Source organism: Lentzea sp. NPDC051208 (genome assembly GCF_040682435.1).
Taxonomy (GTDB): domain Bacteria; phylum Actinomycetota; class Actinomycetes; order Mycobacteriales; family Pseudonocardiaceae; genus Lentzea; species Lentzea kristufekii.
Window position 1 is genome coordinate 1 of record NZ_JBFBAW010000008.1, and the last position, 20,409, is coordinate 20,409.

The following is a 20,409-nucleotide window of genomic DNA, read 5'->3' on the forward strand; positions in this document are numbered from 1 at the left end:
CCAGGTCCAAGTACTTCCCACAACGACCTCAACAACAGCTGCTACCCACCCGCCAAACACAAGCAGCCCCAGAGCCGCTTAAGTTCCAGGCATTGCCCGTACAACCAGTACGAGGACGTGGGGGAGGCACCACGACACACCCGTCTGACCACGAATACACCGGCACCGTTCTGAGCCACGCCACTAGCCCTCGTCGTCCTTGCGGTCGACGGCCCGGCCCAGCTCCCGCAGGCCGACGTTGACCGCGATGATCGCCACGGTGCCGGCCGCGGCCACGGCGTGCAGGCCGGCACCGGCCAGCGAGCCCACCGCGGCCGCGCACCAGAGCGTGGCCGCGGTGTTCAGCCCGCGCACCGACAGCCCGTCGCGCAGGATCACGCCCGCGCCGAGGAACCCGATGCCGGACACCACCTGTGCGGCGACGCGCGTGGGGTCGCCCTGGCCGTCGAAGCCCTGCGCGGACAGCAGGACGAACAACGCGGCACCCACGGCCACGAGGGCGTTGGTCCGCAGGCCTGCCATGCGAGAGCGGTACTGACGCTCGAAACCGATCAACGCGCCGAGGCCCATGCTCTCGGCGATGCGCAGTGTCATGTCGAAGACGTGCATCGTGTGACTCCCCTTAAGTGCAGGGGGTGTGCGTCACACGCCAGAACTGAAGCGTGCGAGGTGGGTTGACCTGCGCGGGCTACTGTCGCCTGGCATGTGTCGCTCACCTCGCTTCCTTGTGTCTGGTTGATGAGACCGGGGACCAACGGTACCGAACCGGCCGTGAGTCCGGGGTGAGAGTGGGACGCGCGTCTCATTCCCAGTGGAAGTCGTTGTGCTCGAACACGATGCGGTGTCTGGTCTCGCCGCGCAGCGCGCCCGACGCCTCGGCGAACATCGCGGTCACGCCGGACCACAGCGGATCGCTGTCCGCGCCGCTGTACCTGCCCCACTCCATCACGCACCCGTGCCGCGGCCCGCCGCGCAGGTCCACGAACAGCTCGTACCCGGAACCGTCCGCGGCGACCGGCAGCCACGCGGGCAGCCAGAGGTCCACACAGGGCGTTCCGGCGGGCTCCCGCAGTGCGGCGGCCTCGTAGTCCTTCTCCTCGCCGAGCGTGGCGAACGCGATGCCGCTGATCGCCCTCATCATCAGCGTCCGCAGGTGCAACGCCCGGTCGAGGCCGTGCGGCTGCCACGTGGGCGGGACGAGCGGCCAGCGCGAGTACGTCACGCCGATGCCGCCGAACCGCCGCCACCACGCGGACAGCTCGGGCGGCAGCGCGTACCCGATGGACTCCTCCGCGTCCGCGACGTCCCCGGCGGACGACGGCGGGAGCAGGGCGGCGTGCAGCGCCGGGGCGCGTTCGCCGATCCAGCCCTCGATGTCGGTCCAGCTCACCCGCGGAACTAAAGCACGGCGAGCGGCGAAGGCCCAGCAGGAGGAGGGAAGGCGCGGTCGAGCTCGGCGAGGTCCTCAGGGGACAGCCGGAGTTCCAGCGCTCGCGCGTTCTCCCGGACGTGGTCCGGCGAGCCCGCCTTGGGGATCGCGTTCACGTGCGGCAGTCGCAGCACCCAGGCGAGCGCGATCTGGGCGGGGGTGGCGCCGTGCCGTGCCGCGACCGACGCCAGCGCGGGGGAGTTCAGCAGCCTGCCCTGCTCGACGGGGGAGTAGGCCATGACCGGGATGCCGGTGGAGGCGTGCCACGGCAGCAGGTCGTGCTCGGGACCGCGGCGGGTGAGGTTGTAGAGGATCTGGTTGGTCTGGCACCGGCCCGGCAACGCCGTGAGCTCGCGCATGTCGTCCAGGTCGAGGTTGCTGACGCCCCAGTGCCGGATCTTGCCCGCGTCCAGCAGCGCCGAGAACCCCTCCAGGGTCTCCTCGAGCGGCACCGCGCCACGCCAGTGCAGCAGGTAGAGGTCGAGCCGGTCGGTGCCGAGACGGCGCAGCGACGCCTCGCACGCGCGCACGGTCGCGGCGGCGGACGCGTGGGACGGCAGCACCTTCGACACCAGGAACACCTCGTCACGCCGGCCCGCGACGGCCTCGCCCACGAGCGTCTCGGACGCGCCCGAGCCGTACATCTCGGCCGTGTCGATCAGGGTCAGGCCGAGGTCGAGGCCGGTCCGCAGCGCGGCGATCTCGGCGGAGCGCCTGCCGGGGTCCTCGGCCATCATCCAGGTGCCCATGCCGAGTGCGGGGACGGTCTCGCCGGAGGGGAGCAGCACGGTCATGCGTTCCAGCTTGCCGGGTACGTTGGTCTGATGCGACGTGCGGGCCTGATGGTGTTGGTGCTGCTCGTCGTGGCCCTGGCGATCACCGCCCAGCTCGTGGACCTGCCCGACGGCGCGGAGCTCCGTGCCCTGGTCGGCCGCGCGGGGCACGCGGCGCCGGTCGTGTTCGTGGCCGTGTGCGCGCTCGGCACGGCGGTGTTCTTCCCGAAACCGGTCCTCGCCACGGCGGCGGGGCTGTTGTTCGGCGTGGGGTGGGGGAGCGCGCTCGCCGTCGCGGGGTTCACGGCGGGCGCGATGATCGCGTTCGCGATCTCCCGCAAGCTAGGCCGTGCCGCGGTCGAGCGCCGGCTCGGGGAACGGCTGGCGGTGCTTGAACGGGTCTTCGAGCGCAGGGGGGTCGAGGCGACGCTCGTGATCAGGTTGTTGCCGATCCTGCCGTTCGCCCTCGCGAACTACGGCGCGGGCGTGACGTCGGTGCGCGGCCGGGACTTCGCACTCGGCACGGCGCTCGGGCTGGTGCCCTCGACGATCCTCGCCGCGGTGCTGGGCGACGCCCTGAGCGATCTCGGCTCACCGCGCTCGATCGTCGCGTTGTCGATCTGGGCCGTGCTGGCGGCAGTGGGCGTGTGGTGGGGCAGGAAATTGATCACAGGGGCCGTACGGGCCTCCTAGACGCCCGTACGAGGTGCGCAAAAAGCCGCCCCGGCGGGAGACCGGGACGGCTTGACGCGTCTGGTGTGGATCAGGCCGTGCGGGTGCGGCGTCCGCGAAGCTCTTCGAGGCGCTCGTCGAGCAGCTCCTCGAGTTCGGGGATCGACCGGCGCTCCAGGAGCATGTCCCAGTGCGTACGCGGCGGCTTGACCTTCTTGATCTCCGGCTCGACCCCGTCGATGATCTTCGACTCGGTGCCGTGGAGACGGCATTCCCAGGTCGGCGGCAACTCGGCGTCGTCGGAGAACGGGACCTCGAAGTCGTGTCCCTTCGGGCAGGCGTACCGCGCTGCCCGGCGCGGAGCGAGATCGTGGTTGCGGTCGGTCTCGTAGCTGACTGCTCCGAGCCGGCTTCCACGCAAAACGCGGTCGGCCATGGCGGTGTCCTTTCGCTCGGCTCAGGGCCGGGGCCCAGGCTTCTTGCTCACCGTGTGCAACGCCCGGATTGCTCCGTTTGTTTCCGGTTCGCTCTCATGGTCGCCCACAGTGACGTCGTTCACTCGTCAACGAAGGCTTCCTACTAATGGATGCGATCGCCACAGGATCGTGACGCGTTATCAAGCTCCTGCGCTCATGCATCACTCTAATGGCCCAGTGGACCCGGTGGGTAGTCGCCTAGGCCAACCGAAGCTGACCACTTTGTGCGACGTCAGGGCCCAGGTCGCCCAACCTAAAGTGACGCCTGCAGAGCACTTGATAACGGACAGTAGTTTCCGTGGCGTCGGTTACATCGTTGCTCTCCGTACCCGATCGGTGCTGTTCCGTGTCCGACGCCGTATCGGCGACCAGAACCGTGTCGCCGGCACGAATCACTCGTCCGGCCCGCACCCGCGCGTTGAACCGTCCCGGCACCCCGCACCAGCACAGCACCTCGACCTGAATCGCCTTCAGCTCGTCGGCGAGTTCGAACAGCCGCTGCGACCCCGGGAACATCTCGCCGCGGAAGTCCGTGGCGAGCCCGAAGCAGTACACGTCGACCTGGACGTCGTCCGCGAGCTCCGCCAGCTGCTCCACCTGATCGGGTGACAGGAACTGCGCCTCGTCGACGATCAGGTAGTCCACGCGCCGGCCCTCGGCCCACTCCGCCCGCACCATCTGGCGGAGATCGTCGTCGCTGATCTCCGCGGCCTCGCGGGTGATGCCGATGCGGCTGGAGATCTGAGGCTTGCCCGAACGGTCGTGCCGCACCAGCAGCAGCCCGCGCCGGCCCTGGCGCGAGTTGTTGTGGTCGATCTGGAGCGCGAGCGTCGACTTGCCGCAGTCCATGGGACCGAAGAAGAACTTGAGGTGCCCGACCACCGGCGTCGAGCGCCGGGAACCAGCGACAGGTACAGCGGAGAGGGCGTCTGTCGGATCGGGAAGGGCGTCCACGGCGGGTCACCCTAGTGCCTGGATCCCGATCATGAGGAATCCCCACGGTCTGCCTCCCTCCTGCCTCCGGTGATTCGAGTGCGACCTGCTGTTTCGGGACGACATAGCCGCTGCGGGGGACGCTCAAACATCACCTCGACTCGGATCACTCGATAGTTTCAGTGTTGACTGAGGGACGATCCTTCGGTGAGTGGTGAGGACTCGGTGGGGGAGAACGACGCATCGATGAGGGGGGAGCCGGCCCCGCCTCGCGTTGTCGCGGAGGAGACGGGGCGTGCGGTGAGGTGGGGGAGCGGTGTGACTCGGCCAAGGCGCCGCGCATCGCGAGGTGGCTTGGCCGAGGGGAGTGCGCGGGCCGAGGGGAGTGCGCGGGCCGAGGGGAGTGCGCGGGCCGAGGGACGTCTCCGGGTCCCGGCGCGGCCGCCGAATCTCATGCCACCGTCGGCCACGCCGACAAGCCGTCGGCCACGGCCGCCCAACCCGCAGTCCGGCCGCCAGCTACATGGCCGAATCCCCCACCACGCCTCCTCGACCAACTCGATAACTTCAGTGTTGCCTGAAGTCAACCCATCCGTGTTGATCCGCTTCCCGATATAGCTCGCGCCGCGATATATTCAACGACATGAGTGGTCGGATCATGTCCGAGCAGACGTTCCTGGTGCTCACCGCGCTGGCGGAGGAGCCGCTGCACGGCTACGCGATCGTGCAGGCGGTGGAACAGCTGTCCGAGGGACGGATGGTGTTGCGGGTCGGCACGCTGTACGGCGTGCTGGACCGCCTGGTGGCGGACGGGTTCGCCGAGCGCGACCGGGAGGAGGTGCACCAGGGGAGGCTGCGGCGCTACTACAAGCTCACCGACTCCGGTGTGCGGGCGTTGCAGGCGGAGGTCGCGCGGCTGAGCGCCAACGTGCGTGCGGCGAGTGCGGTGCTGAAGGGGAGGGGAGTCCAGGCGTGGGCGGGTCGGGCATGAGGAATCTGGAGCGGCGGTACCGGACGCTGCTGAAGGTGTTGCCGCGGTGGTACCGGCGGGACCGCGAGGAGGAGATGGTCGGGATCTTCCTGGCCGAGCGGGACGACGACCTCGACCTGGAGCACAGCTGGCCGGGGTGGGGGGAGACGTGGGCGGTGCTCGGGCTCGCGGTGCGCACGCACCTGGCGGCGGGGGCGGCGCTCACGAGTGTGCCGGCGAAGGTGGTGTGGCGCGGCGAGGTCGTGCGGGCGCTGGGGATGCTTGGGTTGTTGCTGGGCCTGTACTACGCGACGTCGGCGGTCGTGCAGGTCTTCACGCTGTTCGGTGGGCCGTATGCCGCGGGGGTGGCTTGGTGGCGTGTGGTGGAGCTGGCGTCGTTCGTGGCTTTTCCGGCGTTGCTGAGCGGGCGGCGGACGCTCGCGAAGGTGGCGGCGGGGGCGCCGGCGTTGCTGTCGGCGGTGGCGCTGGGGCAGCCTGGGCCTGCCGCACTGATGTGGACGGTGTTCCAGCTGCCTTCGCTGGTGACGTTCGCGTGTCTGTGCCTGGGTTTCCACCGGGACGCGCCGGTCCCGCCGGCACGCAGGTTGCTGTGGTGGGGTGGGGGAGCGGTGGTGCTCGGGGTGGTCGGCGGCGTTGCGGCTGGGACCGGGTTGTTGGTGCTCGGCCTGGTCACGGCGGGAGCGCGTGTCTTCGCGTTCGTGCGGGGTGACGCGGTGTTCGGGCGGGCGTTGTCGTTGTTCGCGTTGCTGCAGCTGGTTCCGCTGGTGTTGCTCGCCGTCGCGTGGGACGAGGTCGTGATCTCGCGGACCGTGCTGGCGGCACTGCTCGTGCTGACGGTGGTGTTGCCGGTGCGGCGCCGCCCGAAAGCGGCGCCGCAGGTGATCTAGACGAGTGCGGGTTCGTTGTTGCCCACGGCTTTGATGGCGCGGCGGACGGGCACGAAGATCAGCAGGACGAAGCCGGCGACGAAGAAGATGATCAGGGCGAGGATGGCGGGCCGCAGGCTGCCGGTGGCCTGGCCGACGCCGGCGAAGACCAGCGGGCCGAGCCAGCTGGTGGAGCGCTCGCCGACCTCGTAGAGCGAGAAGTACTGGGCTTCGCGGCCGGGCGGGATCATCTGGCTGAACAGGCTGCGGGACAGGGCGTTGGTGCCGCCGAGCACGATGCCGATGCCCGCGGCGACGAGGTAGAACGACGTCTCGTCGCCGGCGTCGACGAAGAACGCCGCGGTGATCACGGCGATCCACACGACGAGTGAGCCGAGGATCGTCTTCTTGGCGCCGACCCGCTTGGCCACGAAGCCGTGCAGCACGCCGCCGATGAACGCCACGAACTGCACGATGAGGATCACCGTGATCAGCGTCTGCTGGTCGAACTTGAGCTCGACGCTGCCGTACTGGGCGCTGACGTTGGCGACGGTGGCGATGCCGTCGGTGTAGATCAGGTAGGTGCCGAGGAACGCGAGGGTGAGCGGGAAGGCCTTGGCCTGCCTCAACGTCGTGCCGAGTTCCTTGAAGCCGGCGGAGATCACCGAGGCGCCCTGCTCGCCGCCGTGCGGGCGCTGGTGCTCGGTGAGGGCGCGCAGCGGGATGATCGTGAAGGCGGCCCACCAGATGCCGGAGATGACGAACGCGATGCGGGCGGCGTCGCCGGAGCTGATGCCGAGGGAGTCGGCGGACAGGGTGATGCCGAGCTGGATCGCGAGGGCGACACCGCCGCCGAGGTAGCCGAACGCCCAGCCGCGGCTGGAGACGGCGTCGCGTTCGTCGGGTGTGGCGATCTCGGGCAGGAAGGCGTAGTAGACGACGACGCTGGCGCCGTAGCAGATGTTCGCGATGATGAAGAGGCCGACGCCGAGCTTCCAGTTGGTGCCTTCGACGGTCGCGAGCGCGATGGTGGCCGCGGAGCCGGTGAAGGCGAAGAAGCCGAGCATCTTCTTCTTGTTCTGGGTCCGGTCGGCGATGGCGCCCATGACGGGCAGCACGATGACCTGGACGACGGTCGCGATGGAGAGCAGGTAGCCCCACAGCGAGCCGGAGGGGAACTGCAGGCCGAGGATCGTGACGTCGCAGTGGTCGAAGGCGTTGTCGCCGGCGCACGGGTTGGCCCCGTTGAGCGCGCTGTCGGCCTTGGCCGCGTTGGTCGCGATGCTCGTGAGGTAGAGCGAGAGGAAGACGGTGATCACGGACGTGGGGAACACGGAGTTCGCCACGTCGTACCAGACCCAGCCGCGTTGTTCTTTCTTGCGGCGCCCGGCGTTGTTGGCGTCGGCGGCGTCGTCGCCCTTGACCTTCATGTCGGCGGACTGTACTTGTCCGCCGACACGTCCAATGATCGACTGTCCAAGCTGTTACCAGCTGTTGCGCGACTGGAGAACTTCGCGCAGGACGTCCGGCCTGTCGGTGACGAGTCCGTCGACGCCGAGGTCGAGCAGGGCGCGCATGTCGGCTTCGTCGTCGATGGTCCAGACGTGGACTTCGAGCGACCTGCGGTGGGCGGCCTGGACGAAGCGGCGGTCGACGATCTGCAGGCGTCCCTGGTTGACGGGGACCTGGGCGACCTGGCCGCGGACGGCGAGTCCGGCGAGGGGGATGCGTCCGGCGGCCCAGAGCGCGCCGGCGGAGCGGGGTCCCATGGAGGTGAGCAGGTCGGGTCCGGCGAGCCTGCGCAGGCGGGCGAGGCGGTTGTCGGAGAAGCTGGCGAGGCAGACGCGGTGCAGTGACTTGGCTTTGCGCAGCAGGGTGATGATGGGTTCGACGGCGTTCTCGGACTTGACGTCGATGTTGAAGAACGTGTCGGGGAGTTCTTCGAGGACGTCGGCGAGGCGGGCGATGGGTTCGCGGCCGCCGACGCGGGCGCGCTGGACCTCGGTCCAGGGCAGTTCGGAGACGGTGCCCTGGGCGTCGGTGGTGCGGTCGAGGGTGTGGTCGTGGTGGACGACGACCTGTCCGTCGCTGGTGGCGTGGACGTCGGTCTCGATGTAGCGGTAGCCCTCCTGCACGGCCCGGCGGAAGGAGCTCAGCGAGTTCTCCATGCCGGTGAGGTCGTCGACGTGCCAGCCGCGGTGGGCGAAGGCGCGGGGGCGCGGGCCTGTGAGGTAGGGATGTGTCACGTGCTGGAGTGTGCCTTCCGGCGATGGCTCCGGGGTGGACGGTGGGTGGCGTCACACTTTCTTCTTGATCTCTATTGCTTCAGTGTTGACCGAAATCAAACATTCCGATCTTCGGGTTCCAGCACAACCACTGATCAAAACCCGCAAAAGACCGGAGGAATCCAACGGAAGTTGATCAAACCCCACCCGAAAGCGACACGAACGGCCCTGCGGGTACTGTCCGGTTCCCTACGAAGGTCGGGCTTTCTGGCGCGTCGCTGGAGACCACCCACCACCATTCGCTACCGTCGCGCGCCATGGAGCGCTCCATGGAGGCGGATGAGCCCAGGCACTGTGCGTGGTGCGGGAGGCGGTTGCCCGGGAGCGGGCGGATCGGCCGGCCGCGGCGGTACTGCGCACAGCCGTGTCGTCAGCGCGCGTACGAGCGCAGGGCGGCGTTGCAGCGGGGTGGGTTGCCGGAGGACGCGGTGGTGCTGAGCACGGCCGAGTTGGCGGATCTGCAGGACAGGTTGTTCCAGCTGCGGTGTGCCGCGGAGGATGTGGTGACGGCGGCGCAGGACGGGGCCGAGAACGACGAGCTGAGGAAGCTGGCCGCGGAGCTGGTGGAGTCGGCGAAGGGTTTGGAGCGGCTGAGATAGCCGTTCGCACATCAGCGAACTGACCGGCGTAGCGGGTTGCTTACGTCCGGTGATCGGACGATCATGACGCGCGTGACCTCCTACTGCCGCACGGTGCTGGACCGAGCGGGTGTCGGCTATGCCGTGACGGATTCGCGCGGGAACCTGTTGTGGTGCAACCGCGCCTTGGGTGCTGTGCTGGGGGTTCCGGTCGAGCAGGCGTACGGGCGGTCGTTGCCCGCGCTGCTCCCGGGGGTGCCCGAGGTGCCCGCTCCGGTGCGGGAAGTGCTGGTGCCGGGGCCGAAGTGGCTCGAGGTGCGGTGCTCGAGGCTGGGTGACGACCTGATGTACGAGGTCGTGGACGTGTCGGCGTGGCGTGATCGTGAGTTGACGGTGACGCAGGAGGCGGACGCGTTGCGCCGGGCTCAGGCGCTGGGGCGGATGGGGACGTGGGAGTGGTCGATCCGCGAGGACCGGGTGACGTGGTCGGACACGTTGCTGGAGATGTTCGGGTTCGCGGCGGGGACGGCGTTCGACTTCGAGATGTACTCGCGGCTGGTGCATCCGGACGATCTGCCGATGATCGAGGAGACGCTGGACGCGGCGCTGAAGACGGGGTCGGTGTTCACGTACACGCATCGGATGTTGCGGCCGGACGGCAAGGAGCGGGTGTTCGAGTGCTTCGGTGAGGTCGTCGTGGGGGATGACGGCACTCCGTTGCGGGCGTTGGGGACGGCGCACGACGTGACGCAGTCGTCGCGGGTGCATGACGAGCTCGTGCGGATGGCGGAGCAGGATCCGTTGACGGGTCTGCCGAATCGCCGGGCGTTGACGCGTGCGCTGGAGCAGGAGCTGGCGAACAACGGTTCTGGTGCGTTGCTGGTGCTGGATCTGGACAACTTCAAGGACGTCAACGATCTGCGTGGTCATGCGGTGGGTGACCGGGTGATGCGGATGCTGGCGAGTGCGTTGCAGTCCCGTTTGGGTGACAGGTTGATCGCTCGTCTGGGTGGTGATGAGTTCGCGGTGGTGTTGCCGGGGGCGTCGCCGAAGGACGCGTCGGAGGTGGCCGACGGGTTGCGGGACGCGGTGGCGGGTTTTCCTCTGGCGGGGATCGGGACGCCGGCGCGGATCACGGTGAGCACGGGGCTGGCGGAGTTCGGGCCGGGTGATTCGTGGGAGTTGGTGCTGGCGAACGCGGATCTGGCGTTGTACGCGTCGAAGGCGGCGGGCCGGGACCGGGTGACGGTGTACGAGCCGAACCACTATGCGGACACGGTGAAGCGGGTCAGTGTGCTGGACCGGTTGCGGGCGGCGCTGGCGGGTGGCGGTCTGGCGTTGTACGGCATGCCGATGGTGGAGTTGGCGACGGGGCGGACGCTGGGGCATGAGTTGTTGCTGCGTCTGGAGGACGGGCAGGAGCCGTATCTGGGTCCGGCGGACTTCTTGCCGGTGGCGGAGCGGTCGAACCTGATCCTGGAGGTGGACCGGTGGGTGCTGACGACGGCGATCGACGCGTTGGTGGCGCAGCCGGATCCGGAGTTGCGGTTCAACGTGAACGTGTCGGGGCGGACGTTGGAGGACCCGGATTTCGGGAACTTCGTGCTGGACAAGCTGGGGTCGGCGGGGGTGGCTCCTGGCCGGTTGGGTCTGGAGATCACGGAGACGGCGGCGGTGACGAATCTGGACGCCGCGGTGACGCTGGCGACGCAGCTGCGCAGTTTCGGGTGCCGGATCACGCTGGACGACTTCGGGTCGGGTTTCGGGTCGTTCGTGCACCTGAAGCATCTGCCGATCACGGGGATCAAGATCGATGGTGAGTTCGTGAAGGGCATCGAGACCAACGACGCGGACGCGGTGCTGGTGTCGGGGATCGTGCAGATCGCGAACGGGCTGGGGTTGTCGTCGGTGGCGGAGTGGGTGGAGCGGCCGTCGCAGGTGGACGCTCTGCGCAAGCTGGGTGTGCGGGTGGGGCAGGGTTTCCACCTGGGCAGGCCGGTGCCGTTGCGTGACGTGGTGAGTGCGGAGCGCATGCCGCCGAATGGCGCATTGTCGTCTCAGGTGGTCGGAGCAGAGGATGGTGCGCGCTCCTGATTCCCGCCCGATGGGATGCCTGTGTCGTCTTGTGGTCTTCGTCGTCTTGAGTTGAGTGTTGCCGAGCCTGAGTTGTCGGTGGATTTCTTCGCCGGTGTGCTCGGGTGGACGGTGATCGCGGAACCGGGTGGGTCGTTCTCGGGCTGGGTGGGTGATCGGCTGGCGGCTCAGGTCGTTGCGGGGGAACGTGGTTGGCACTTGTTCTTCGGTGGTGACGAGCCGCGTGGGCTGACGGACGATTCCTCTGTGGACGCTGGCCGGGTGTTGCACGGTCCGTGGGCGCCGCCGCCGCGCAATGGTGAACCGTGCTGGGTGGAGTACTTGACGAGTACGCCGGAGGAGAGCGACGGGTACTGGAAGCGTGAGCTCGGCTGGGAGACCGCGGCCGGGGACCGGGGTCTGGGGTTGTACACGTCGTCGCGGCACGGTGATCCGCGGCCGGTGGCGGGCAGCATGTCCTCGAGTTTCGCGGGGTTCGCCGGTTGGAGCGTGTACTTCGCGGTCGACGACGTCGAGGCGGCGTGTGCGCGGGTGTCCGAGTTGGGCGGTGAGGTGAGCGTGGGGCCGTCGCGGCTGCAGATCGGGGTGATCGCGTCGATCGAGGGCCCGCACGGCGGCTCGTGCGGGTTGCTGGAGAAGCCGGCGGGCTGGGGCGGGGCGTGGTCCGGCTAGCGGGTCACTGGTCCAGTTCGGGTGGGAAGCCGCCGGTGGCGATGGGGCCCCAGCTGTCGATGGTGATCCGGATGAGGGATTTGCCCTGGCGGAGCATGGCGGCGCGGTATTCGTCCCAGTCGGGGTGTTCGCCTGCGATGCAGCGGTAGTACTCGACGAAGTCGTCGAGTGCGTCGGGGAGGTCGAGGACTTCGGCGGTGCCGTCGATCTGGACGTAGGCGTCGTTCCAGTCGTCGGAGAGCACGCACATCGTGACGGAGGGGTTGCGGCGGGCGTTGCGGACCTTGGCGCGCTGCGGGTAGGTCGCGATGACGATGCGGCCCTGGGTGTCGACGCCGCAGGCGACGGGGGAGACCTGCACGCCGTCGGTGGACGAGCGGCGGGTGATGAGGACGCCGTGGTGGCGGGTGGAGAGGAACTCGAGCAGCTGCGGCCGGTCGACGAGGTCGGCCGTGGCGATCTTCGGCATGATGTGCAGCATGGCACGCTTCACCTCGTTCGACGGCACGGAACTCGCCTATCGGGAAATGGGTGAGGGGGTTCCGCTCGTGGTCCTGGCGGGTGGTCCGGGCAGGGCGTCGGAGTACTTGGAGACGCTGGGTGGTCTGGACGCGTCGCGGCGGTTGGTGGTGCTGGACAACCGGGGGACGGGGTCCTCGGACGAGCCGGCGGATCCGTTCACGTATCGGCGGGACATGCTGGTGCGGGACGTGGAGATGCTGCGGCGGCATCTGGGGTTGGACGTGGTGGACGTGCTGGGGCATTCCGCCGGTGCGGGGATCGCGATGGGGTATGCCGCGGACTTCCCTGGTCGGGTCGGGAAGCTGGTGCTGCTGACGCCGGCGTTGCGCAGTGTGGGGTTGTCGCCGGAGCAGAGCGACTGGGACGTGTTCCTGGCGGCGCGGGCGGGTGAGCCGTGGTTCGAGGCGGCGACGTCGGCGCTGGCGCGCAACGCGGCGGGGGACGACTCGGTGGAGAACCGGGTGGCGGCGTCGCCGTTGCTGTACGCGCGGTGGGACGAGCGGGCGCGGGCGCACGCGAACGCCGAGCTGGGGCAGTGGAAGTACGAGGTGGCGCTGGGGTACAACGCCGAGGGCGCGTTCGTGCCGGGGGTGTTGCGGCGGGCGTTGACGGAGTTCGACCACCCGGTGCTGGTGTACGCGTGTTCGGAGGACCCGATCTCGCCGGTGCGGCGGTGTGTGCAGCTGGCGGAGTTGTTCCCGGACGTGACGTTGTACGTGCACGAGGGTGTGGGGCACTACCCGTGGGTGGAGGACCCGGATCGGGTGTCGGCGCGGATCGCGGCGTTCCTGGACGGGGTTTAGAAGACCTGGGCGGTGGCGACGCGGTCGCGGCCGTTGCTCTTGGCCTGGTAGAGCGCTTCGTCGGCGGCGAGCAGCAGGGGGCTGAGCTCGGTGGCGGTGTCGGGGTAGACGGCCGCGCCGACGGAGGCGGTCAGGCCGGCGACGACCTGGCTCTCGCCGAGGCGGTCGAGGACGACGATGTGCAGGCTCGCGATCTCGAAGCGGATGCGTTCGGCGGTGGCGCGGACCTCGCCGTTGCTGACGCCGGGCAGCAGGACGGCGAACTCCTCGCCGCCGAACCGGCCGACGAGGTCGTAGGAGCGCACGGAGTGTTTCAGGGCGTCGGCGACGGCGCGGAGCACTCGGTCGCCGGCGAGGTGGCCGTAGGTGTCGTTGATGAGCTTGAAGTGGTCGAGGTCGATGATCAGGACGCCGACGGTGGAGGTCAGGCGGCGGGCGCGTTGCAGTTCGCGTTCGGCGACGTCGTGCCAGAACGTGGCGTCGACCAGGCCGGTCTTGGAGTCGGTGCGGGCGGCGACGCGGAACTGGGGCAGCAGCAGGCCCATGTGCAGGGCCAGGACTGTGAGCAGCAGCATCGGGGTGAGCCAGGGCCGCCAGTTGAGGATGATGGCGACGCCGGAGCCGAGGCCGACGGAGGCGAGCACGATGAGCACGTCGGAGGCGTTGCCCAGGGCGGTGCGGACGGGGTTCTGCCGGTTGGTGAAGTAGATCGCGGTGACGACCAGCGCGTAGTTGATGAACCAGTACAGGAAGCCGGCCGTAACCAGTGCTAGCAGGCCGAGTGGGCCGTCGACGTCGACGGCGCGGTCGGGGAACCATCCGAGGACGAGTTGCGCGGCGGCACTGCCCAGGACGACAGTGGCCGCGGAGAAGACCTTGCGGAACAGGACCGCCCGCCGCTTGTAGACCCGGAACCACGAGTGCGTGTAGCTGATGACGATCAGCGCCACGAGGAGTGGCATCGGTAGTACGAGCACGCCCGCGAACAGCCACACGGACTGCATGTGGGCGTGTGGCGATCCTTCGGCGCCGATTTCGCGGATCCGTTCGATTCCCCGTGCCGCTTCGAGGTGCAGTACCGCACCGCCGGCGAGCAGCAGGAACCAGGTCGGGTTCAAGGCCTCGGCAGGGGTACGCCATGCGGTGGCGAGCGTGACGAGGGTCGCCGAAACAACCACCGTCGCGACATAGGCCAGCACCACAGGAGGAAGCGACCATAACTTCCACCGGCGCGGGTCGAGCCAAGGCACGCTGCCACCCCCACACCACCGTCCAGGAACCAACCACTGTAGCTACCGGGTCACGCAAAGTCGTGGCTCCATGTGGGGGACCTCACCGTGAGTAGTCCTCACAGTTCGTGCCCTCAATTCCCTTCGCAGTTGACGCACAACGAACACCCATAGGAGCAGTCATGATCAACCGTGTTTCCGCCGCCGGCCGTCCCGTTCGTCCGACCGACTGGAACCGTCCGACGGACTGGAACCGTCCGACCGACTGGCGTCGCTGAGCCGCCACAGGGTCGCCGCACCGCACGCCGCGAGCACTCCGAGTGCTCCGGCGGCGGCGACGACCAGGTGGGCGGCGACGGTCTCGGCCGCCAGCCCCGCCAGCGCCACGCCCAGTCCCTGGGACACGCGCAGCGCGGTGACGGCCAGGCCGAACGCCTGTCCTCGTGAGGAGTCCGGTACGGCGCGCACGAACCGTGTGTTCGCCACCAGGTGGTAGGCGCTGGCCGCGCCGGACAGCGCGAACATTCCCACGCTGACGACCAGGCCCGGCCGCAGTGCGGCCGGGACGAGTACCGCGCACGCGGCGATGGCCAGCCACGGCATCACCCGCAGCTGTAGCCGATCGTTGAGGTGCGCCACGACGAGCATGCCCGCGGCCGCGCCCGCGGCGTAGGCGCCGAAGAGCAGGCCGACTCCGGCCGGCCCGGCGCCCAGTGACGCGGCGTAGGGCACCGCGAGGGCCTCGCCGACGATGTAGAAGCCCGAGACGCAGGCGAGCGCGACCAGTGCGCGCAGCCGCCGGTCACCCCACACCAGCCTCGTGCCGCCGACGAGGTCCGTCGGCCACGCCCGCACGTGCGCGCGTGCCGGTGCGGGCCTGTCGAGCAGGTACGTCCCTGCCAGCAGTGCGGAGATGCCGAAGGTCAGCGCGTCGGCGACGAGCACCGGTCCTGGGCCGAGCCAGGCGACCAGGGCGCCGCCGGTGAGGAATCCGGCGACCTGCGCGGCCTGGGTCAGGGTGCTGAGCACGGCCTGTCCCAGCGGGTAGCGCTCGTCGGGAAGGATGTGCGGCAGCAGTGCCGCCCGTGCCGCTCCGTGCGGTGCCCCGGCGAACTGCACGAGCACCACCAGCGCCGCCAGTGCCCACAGGGGCAGTCCCGGCACGGCCATGACCAGCAGCAGCGCGGCCCGGACCAGGTCGGCGGCGACCATGACCCGTTTGCGGGCGAACCGGTCGGCGAGCCCCGAGAGCAGGGGCCCGCCGAGCAGGTCGGGCAGGAACGTCAGCGCGTAGGTCATCGCGGTGAGGCCGGCGCTGGCGGTGCGGTCGTAGACGTGCACCGTCAGCGCGACCCTGGCGAACTGGTCTCCGGCCACCGACACCACGTGCGCCACGAGCAGGGCGCGGAACTCGCGATCGCGGGCGAGGTCGCGGTAGCCGGGCATGCGCTACAGGATGGACGACCAGAACCCGCACTGGTGATCTCGGGAGAAATCGGCGGGCCCGATCTTGCCTGCCGCGAGCGACTGCACGTCGGCCCGCCATCCCGGCTGCCCGGTGCGGGCGAAGCGGCCCCACGCGGTGATCATGTAGTCCGACAGCTCCCGCTGGCCCGCCGTGAGCGGCACGCCGAAGTCGAACAGCAGCGGCAGCTCCGAGGCGTGGAACGCGCCGTAGCCACCGGGGAACGGCGGCATGCCGGGAAGGAACATCGGCACGTCCCGGTCGGCGAACTCGTACCCCGACACCCGCGCGTGCCTGCCCAATTCGCGGCGTGTCACCTGCGAGGTGCACGACCACGACTTGTCGGTCAGCAGGCGGGCGATCTCGTCACGGGCGTCGCCGTTGCCGTTGACCGGGTACCGCGCCGCGACCTCGTCCGCGTCCGGGCCGAACAAGGACGTCAGCGTCGCGGCGTACGCCTGCTCGGGGATGGGCTGCGGGAAGGCCAGCGGTGCGAACAGCGTCATCTCGTCGTGCGTCGTGCCCACCATCGTCGGCACCCGGTGCATGCGGCCGGTGCGCTGGGCCACGACCGGGTCCACCGGCAGCAGCGCCGTGTCGTAGGCGGGGGAGGAGAACGTGTCGTGCACCGCCAGCAGCTTCTCCACCGGTTGTGCCCGCAGGCACGCGAGATCGGCGCAGCCGGCCGTGCCCACCCCGAGCCGTTCCACCTCGGCGCGCGGCTTCCACAGGTGCTCGAACGTGCCGGGCCGGGTGGAGGAGGGCGAGTCGACCCCGCACGGCCCGGACTGGATGATCGCCTTGGCGAACAACCCCGCGGCCCGTGGTGAGGCGAGCTGGGCGCAGATGCTCAACCCGCCCGCCGACTCGCCGAACACCGTGACGTTGCCGGCGTCGCCGCCGAAGGCCCGCGCGTTGCGCTGCACCCACCGCAGGGCCGCCTGCTGGTCGGCGAGCCCGAACGTGCCCGAGCCGGGCAGGCCGGGGTGGCCGAAGAACCCGAACACGCCCAGCCGGTAGTTCACCGTGACGACCACGGCGTCGTTGCGCGACGCCAGCCACCGCGCGTCGTACATCGACGCGCCACCGCTGGTGAACGAACCGCCGTGGATCCACACCATCACCGGCCGCCGCTTGTGCGCGTTGCCGGTCGGCGTGGTGACGTTCAAATACAGGCAGTCCTCGGTCTGGGACGGCGGGGAGCCCAGTCCCGCGCCCTGCGCGCACATCGGCGCGGGTGTCGTCGCGTCCCGCACGCCCTGCCACGGCGTCACCGGCTGCGGGTCGCGCCACCGGTTCTGCCCGACCGGGGCGGCGGCGAACGGAATGCTCCCGAACGTCCGCACCTGCTCGGACACCGTGCCGCGCACGGCGCCCTTGTCCGTGCGGACCACCTGAGCGTCGCCTCCGGCCGTCGCCGCAGGCGTCTGGATGACGGTGAACGTCATCGCGGCGGCCAGTGCCACCGTTGCGATCTTTGCCATCAGAACCCCCTTCGGACTCGAACGTATCGAGGTCCGGCAGGCGCGGGAACCGCACGAAGACCACATGTCGGGCCATCGAAAGGCGGACACGGCGATCACCTGTTGCCGACATACCGACCGGTCGGTACCCTCCGAGTCGTGGGTGACACAACAGGCAATGACCTCCCCGGCGTGAAGCGGCCCGAGGTCGACGCGCTGATCTTCGACTGGGGCGGCGTCCTGACCGTCTCCGTGCCCGAGTTCGTCGGCGCCTGGCTGCATGCCGAGGCCATCGACCGCGACGTCTACGGCCGCATCATGCGCGACTGGCTGGGCCGCGACGCGCTCCCGGGCAACCCCGTGTACCGCCTGGAGACCGGTGAGCTCACGGTGCCCGAGTTCGAACGGCTGCTCGCGGCCGAGCTGATCACCACCAGCGGCGCGGGCATCGACGAGAACGGGCTGCTCAAGCGCATGTTCGGCGGCGCCACCCCGGACCCGGCGATGGTCGCGCTCGTCCGCAAGGCCCGCGCCGCCGGCCTGCACACCGCGCTGCTGTCCAACAGCTGGGGCGAGGGCTACCCGAAGGACCTGCTGCTCGAACTGTTCGACACCGTCGTGATCAGCGGCCGGATCGGCCTGCGCAAACCCGACGAGCGCATCTACCACCACACCCTCGAGCAGGTCGGCGTCCCCGCCGAGCGATCGGTGTTCTTCGACGACGCGCCCGTCAACGTCGAAGCCGCCCAGGCCGTCGGCATGCACGCCCTCCGCCACACCGGTGCGGAGAGCACCCGCGCCCACCTCGCCACCCTCGGAGTGAACCTGTGACCGACCTTCCCGGCCTCGACCTGCAGGCGCTGGCCACGCACCTGGGCACGGGCCCGCTCACCGGCGAGCTGTTCCGCGGCGGCCGCTCCAACCTCACCTACCGCATCAGCGACGGCACCCGCACCTGGGTCCTGCGCCGCCCGCCACTGGGGCACGTCCTCGCCACCGCCCACGACATGGCCCGCGAGTTCCGCGTCATCTCCGCGCTCGCCGACACCTCCGTGCCCGTGCCCGGCGCCCACCAGCTGGTCGAGGACACCTCCGTCATCGGCGCGCCCTTCTACCTCATGCAGGAGATGCCCGGCGCCGCCCTGCGCGAACGCGGCCAGTGCCCGTGGCTCACCCCCTCCGACGCCCGCACCCTGTCCGAACGCCTCGTCGACGTGCTCGCCGACCTGCACTCCGTCGACCCCGCCTCCGTCGGCCTGCAGGACTTCGGCCGCCCGGAGGGGTTCATGGCCCGGCAGGTCAAGCGGTGGGGCAAGCAGCTCGACGCCTCCCGCAGCCGTGAGCTGCCCGGCATCGACGAACTGCGCGACAAGCTCGCCGACACCGTCCCGGACTCGCCGCGCGCCGCGATCATCCACGGCGACTACCGCCTCGACAACGCCCTGGTCACCCAGGAGCCGCTGGCCATCAGCGCCGTCCTGGACTGGGAGATGGCCACCCTCGGCGACCCGCTCGCCGACCTCGGCCTGCTCTACGTCTACTGGGCCGGCCTGGGCGTCGACAACGACCCCATCACCGGCAGCGTGCCGTCCCTGCCCGGGTTCCTGACCGCCGACGAACTCGTCGCCCGCTACACCGCCCGCACCGGCACCGACACCTCCGGCCTGGGCTGGTACATCGCCTTCGGCTACTTCAAGCTCGCCGTCATCGTCGAAGGCATCCACTTCCGCTTCGCCAGTGGCAAGACCGTCGGCGCCGGCTTCGAAAAGCTCGGCGCGTTCACCGTTCCCCTCGTGCGGCAGGGACTCGCCGCCGCCCACAAGGAGCTCTAATGGACTTCGCCTACGACGCCAAGACCGAGGAACTGCGCACCAAGCTCCTCGCGTTCATGGACTCCCACGTCTACCCGGCCGAAGCGGTCCTCGAACAGCAGCTGCACGACGCCGCCGACCCGTGGGAACGCCAGCCGATCCTCGAGGAGCTCAAGGCCGAGGCCCGCCGCCAGGGCCTGTGGAACCTCTTCCTGCCGGATCCCGAGCACGGCGCGGGCCTGACGAACCTGCAGTACGCGCCGCTGGCCGAGATCACCGGCCGCAGCCCTCACCTCGCCCCCGAGGCGCTCAACTGCGCGGCCCCGGACACCGGGAACATGGAGGTGCTGACCATGTTCGGCACCGTCGAGCAGAAGAAGCAGTGGCTGCAGCCCCTACTCGACGGTGAGATCCGCTCCGCGTTCTGCATGACCGAACCCGAGGTCGCCTCCTCCGACGCGACCAACATCGCCACCCGCATCGAACGCGACGGCGACGACTACGTCATCAACGGCCGCAAGTGGTGGTCCTCCGGCGCGATGAACCCCAACTGCGCCATCTTCATCGTGATGGGCAAGACCGACCCCGACGCCGAACGTCACCGCCAGCAGGCGATGATCCTCGTCCCGCGCGACACCCCCGGCGTCACCGTCAAACGCGCCATGCACGTCTTCGGCTACGGCGACCACGCCCACGGCGGGCACGCCGAGATCGAGTTCGTGGACGTCCGCGTCCCCGCCTCCAACCTCATCGCGGGGGAGGGCGAGGGCTTCGCCATCGCGCAGGCCCGCCTGGGCCCCGGCCGCATCCACCACTGCATGCGCCTGATCGGCATGGCCGAACGCGCCCTCGAGCTGATGTGCCGCCGCGCCTCGTCCCGTGTCGCGTTCGGCAGGCCCATCGCCGCCCAGGGCGTCGTGCACGAGTGGATCGCCGAGTCGCGCGTGCGCATCGAACAGGCCCGGCTGCTCGTGCTCAAGACCGCGTGGCTGATGGACACCGTCGGCAACAAGGGCGCCCACACCGAGATCCAGGCCATCAAGATCGGTGTCCCGTCGATGACCGAATGGGTCCTCGACAAGGCCATCCAGGTCCACGGCGGCGCCGGCGTCAGCCAGGACTTCCCGCTCGCCGAACTGTGGGCCGCCACCCGCACCCTGCGGCTGGCCGACGGGCCCGACGAGGTGCACCGCATGTCGCTGGCGAAGAGGGAACTCAGGAAGTACGTGTAGACGCAGGGAGATCACGCCAGACCGGCCGACACGCCGGCGATCATGGCGATGCTCGACGACACCCCGGCACGCTCTTCGCCGGGGTGTCACCCGTGTCCGAGGTGGCCCGGTGCCT

The 20,409-nt window shown here is 69.7% G+C and carries 20 protein-coding genes and 1 pseudogene; 10 read left to right on the forward strand and 11 right to left on the reverse strand.

What is annotated here, in order from left to right:
* Positions 1–198: 198 nt before the first annotated feature.
* The 3 genes and pseudogenes from AB0M48_RS20320 to AB0M48_RS20330 all read right to left on the reverse strand — a co-directional run.
* A pseudogene (locus AB0M48_RS20320) lies at positions 199–609 on the reverse strand (MgtC/SapB family protein); the annotation flags it as partial.
* 193 nt (positions 610–802) lie between these two features.
* Positions 803–1,390 (reverse strand): SMI1/KNR4 family protein, encoded by a 588-nt coding sequence (locus AB0M48_RS20325; protein ID WP_363844031.1) that lies wholly within the window; start codon positions 1,388–1,390, stop codon positions 803–805.
* An 8-nt stretch (positions 1,391–1,398) separates the two neighbouring features.
* The gene (locus AB0M48_RS20330; protein ID WP_363844034.1) at positions 1,399–2,223 is read right to left on the reverse strand and encodes an aldo/keto reductase; all 825 of its coding nucleotides are present in this window, start codon (positions 2,221–2,223) and stop codon (positions 1,399–1,401) included.
* A gap of 30 nt (positions 2,224–2,253) precedes the next feature.
* Between AB0M48_RS20330 and AB0M48_RS20335 the strand changes: the two genes are divergently transcribed.
* Entirely contained in the window at positions 2,254–2,895 is a 642-nt protein-coding gene (locus AB0M48_RS20335; RefSeq protein WP_363844037.1) for a TVP38/TMEM64 family protein, read from the forward strand.
* Between the two features lie 70 nt (positions 2,896–2,965).
* Here the strand turns inward: AB0M48_RS20335 and AB0M48_RS20340 are convergent, their stop codons facing one another.
* Positions 2,966–3,310, reverse strand: a complete 345-nt coding sequence (locus AB0M48_RS20340; RefSeq protein WP_030475310.1) for an RNA polymerase-binding protein RbpA — start codon at positions 3,308–3,310, stop codon at positions 2,966–2,968.
* 238 nt (positions 3,311–3,548) lie between these two features.
* Entirely contained in the window at positions 3,549–4,304 is a 756-nt protein-coding gene (locus AB0M48_RS20345; RefSeq protein WP_363844041.1) for a thymidine kinase, read from the reverse strand.
* A gap of 622 nt (positions 4,305–4,926) precedes the next feature.
* On the opposite strand from AB0M48_RS20345, the gene AB0M48_RS20350 reads away from it, so the two are divergent.
* Positions 4,927–5,274: a PadR family transcriptional regulator gene (locus tag AB0M48_RS20350; RefSeq protein ID WP_363844044.1), complete on the forward strand. Its 348-nt coding sequence runs from the start codon at positions 4,927–4,929 to the stop codon at positions 5,272–5,274.
* The gene (locus AB0M48_RS20355) at positions 5,271–6,161 is read left to right on the forward strand and encodes a hypothetical protein (RefSeq protein WP_363844047.1); all 891 of its coding nucleotides are present in this window, start codon (positions 5,271–5,273) and stop codon (positions 6,159–6,161) included. Before AB0M48_RS20350 ends, AB0M48_RS20355 begins: the two co-directional genes overlap by 4 nt.
* Here AB0M48_RS20355 and AB0M48_RS20360 read toward each other — a convergent pair.
* Together AB0M48_RS20360 and AB0M48_RS20365 are read right to left on the reverse strand one after the other, a co-directional pair.
* On the reverse strand, positions 6,158–7,570 hold the full coding sequence (locus AB0M48_RS20360; RefSeq protein ID WP_363844050.1) for an MFS transporter: 1,413 nt from the start codon (positions 7,568–7,570) through the stop codon (positions 6,158–6,160). The genes AB0M48_RS20355 and AB0M48_RS20360 overlap by 4 nt on opposite strands.
* 54 nt (positions 7,571–7,624) lie before the next feature.
* Complete coding sequence (locus tag AB0M48_RS20365) at positions 7,625–8,386, reverse strand: glycerophosphodiester phosphodiesterase (RefSeq protein ID WP_363844053.1); 762 nt, start codon at positions 8,384–8,386, stop codon at positions 7,625–7,627.
* 296 nt (positions 8,387–8,682) lie between these two features.
* Here AB0M48_RS20365 and AB0M48_RS20370 point away from each other — a divergent pair, with 296 nt between their 5' ends.
* From AB0M48_RS20370 to AB0M48_RS20380, 3 genes are all read left to right on the forward strand, one after another.
* On the forward strand, positions 8,683–9,024 hold the full coding sequence (locus AB0M48_RS20370) for a hypothetical protein (RefSeq protein WP_030466128.1): 342 nt from the start codon (positions 8,683–8,685) through the stop codon (positions 9,022–9,024).
* A 72-nt stretch (positions 9,025–9,096) separates the two neighbouring features.
* On the forward strand, positions 9,097–11,097 hold the full coding sequence (locus tag AB0M48_RS20375) for an EAL domain-containing protein (protein ID WP_363844056.1): 2,001 nt from the start codon (positions 9,097–9,099) through the stop codon (positions 11,095–11,097).
* Positions 11,098–11,112: 15 nt separating this feature from the next.
* Positions 11,113–11,769, forward strand: a complete 657-nt coding sequence (locus AB0M48_RS20380) for a VOC family protein (RefSeq protein ID WP_363844059.1) — start codon at positions 11,113–11,115, stop codon at positions 11,767–11,769.
* Positions 11,770–11,773: 4 nt separating this feature from the next.
* Here AB0M48_RS20380 and AB0M48_RS20385 read toward each other — a convergent pair whose 3' ends face one another.
* A complete protein-coding gene (locus AB0M48_RS20385) occupies positions 11,774–12,238 on the reverse strand; it encodes a PPOX class F420-dependent oxidoreductase (protein WP_363845145.1) in 465 nt (154 codons plus the stop codon).
* 10 nt (positions 12,239–12,248) lie between these two features.
* On the opposite strand from AB0M48_RS20385, the gene AB0M48_RS20390 reads away from it, so the two are divergent.
* Positions 12,249–13,094, forward strand: coding sequence for an alpha/beta hydrolase (locus AB0M48_RS20390; RefSeq protein ID WP_363844062.1), 846 nt, complete (start codon positions 12,249–12,251; stop codon positions 13,092–13,094).
* Here AB0M48_RS20390 and AB0M48_RS20395 read toward each other — a convergent pair.
* The 3 genes from AB0M48_RS20395 to AB0M48_RS20405 all read right to left on the reverse strand — a co-directional run bounded on the left by AB0M48_RS20395 (position 13,091) and on the right by AB0M48_RS20405 (position 17,272).
* Positions 13,091–14,293 (reverse strand): GGDEF domain-containing protein, encoded by a 1,203-nt coding sequence (locus AB0M48_RS20395; RefSeq protein WP_363844065.1) that lies wholly within the window; start codon positions 14,291–14,293, stop codon positions 13,091–13,093. The two genes, AB0M48_RS20390 and AB0M48_RS20395, sit on opposite strands and share 4 nt — an antisense overlap.
* A gap of 216 nt (positions 14,294–14,509) precedes the next feature.
* Entirely contained in the window at positions 14,510–15,769 is a 1,260-nt protein-coding gene (locus AB0M48_RS20400; protein WP_363844068.1) for an MFS transporter, read from the reverse strand.
* 3 nt (positions 15,770–15,772) lie between these two features.
* A complete protein-coding gene (locus AB0M48_RS20405) occupies positions 15,773–17,272 on the reverse strand; it encodes a carboxylesterase family protein (protein WP_363844071.1) in 1,500 nt (499 codons plus the stop codon).
* Positions 17,273–17,410: 138 nt separating this feature from the next.
* Between AB0M48_RS20405 and AB0M48_RS20410 the strand changes: the two genes are divergently transcribed.
* From AB0M48_RS20410 to AB0M48_RS20420, 3 genes are read left to right on the forward strand one after another with little or no spacing between them, the layout of a single operon-like run.
* Complete coding sequence (locus AB0M48_RS20410) at positions 17,411–18,082, forward strand: HAD family phosphatase (protein ID WP_363844074.1); 672 nt, start codon at positions 17,411–17,413, stop codon at positions 18,080–18,082.
* On the forward strand, positions 18,079–19,083 hold the full coding sequence (locus AB0M48_RS20415; RefSeq protein ID WP_363844077.1) for a phosphotransferase family protein: 1,005 nt from the start codon (positions 18,079–18,081) through the stop codon (positions 19,081–19,083). Before AB0M48_RS20410 ends, AB0M48_RS20415 begins: the two co-directional genes overlap by 4 nt.
* Positions 19,083–20,294: an acyl-CoA dehydrogenase family protein gene (locus AB0M48_RS20420; protein ID WP_363844080.1), complete on the forward strand. Its 1,212-nt coding sequence runs from the start codon at positions 19,083–19,085 to the stop codon at positions 20,292–20,294. The genes AB0M48_RS20415 and AB0M48_RS20420 overlap by 1 nt, the downstream gene beginning before the upstream one ends.
* The last annotated feature ends 115 nt before the right edge of the window (positions 20,295–20,409 follow it).

What these genes read in the sequence shown, in the direction of transcription:
- AB0M48_RS20385 (WP_363845145.1), bottom strand. Translation starts at nt 12,238, where the DNA reads ATGCCGAAGATCGCCACGGCCGACCTCGTCGACCGGCCGCAGCTGCTC.
- AB0M48_RS20370 (WP_030466128.1), top strand. Translation starts at nt 8,683, where the DNA reads ATGGAGCGCTCCATGGAGGCGGATGAGCCCAGGCACTGTGCGTGGTGC.
- AB0M48_RS20390 (WP_363844062.1), top strand. Translation starts at nt 12,249, where the DNA reads ATGGCACGCTTCACCTCGTTCGACGGCACGGAACTCGCCTATCGGGAA.
- AB0M48_RS20400 (WP_363844068.1), bottom strand. Translation starts at nt 15,769, where the DNA reads ATGCCCGGCTACCGCGACCTCGCCCGCGATCGCGAGTTCCGCGCCCTG.
- AB0M48_RS20335 (WP_363844037.1), top strand. Translation starts at nt 2,254, where the DNA reads ATGCGACGTGCGGGCCTGATGGTGTTGGTGCTGCTCGTCGTGGCCCTG.
- AB0M48_RS20340 (WP_030475310.1), bottom strand. Translation starts at nt 3,310, where the DNA reads ATGGCCGACCGCGTTTTGCGTGGAAGCCGGCTCGGAGCAGTCAGCTAC.
- AB0M48_RS20380 (WP_363844059.1), top strand. Translation starts at nt 11,113, where the DNA reads ATGCCTGTGTCGTCTTGTGGTCTTCGTCGTCTTGAGTTGAGTGTTGCC.
- AB0M48_RS20405 (WP_363844071.1), bottom strand. Translation starts at nt 17,272, where the DNA reads ATGGCAAAGATCGCAACGGTGGCACTGGCCGCCGCGATGACGTTCACC.
- AB0M48_RS20350 (WP_363844044.1), top strand. Translation starts at nt 4,927, where the DNA reads ATGAGTGGTCGGATCATGTCCGAGCAGACGTTCCTGGTGCTCACCGCG.
- AB0M48_RS20420 (WP_363844080.1), top strand. Translation starts at nt 19,083, where the DNA reads ATGGACTTCGCCTACGACGCCAAGACCGAGGAACTGCGCACCAAGCTC.
- AB0M48_RS20360 (WP_363844050.1), bottom strand. Translation starts at nt 7,570, where the DNA reads ATGAAGGTCAAGGGCGACGACGCCGCCGACGCCAACAACGCCGGGCGC.
- AB0M48_RS20330 (WP_363844034.1), bottom strand. Translation starts at nt 2,223, where the DNA reads ATGACCGTGCTGCTCCCCTCCGGCGAGACCGTCCCCGCACTCGGCATG.
- AB0M48_RS20355 (WP_363844047.1), top strand. Translation starts at nt 5,271, where the DNA reads ATGAGGAATCTGGAGCGGCGGTACCGGACGCTGCTGAAGGTGTTGCCG.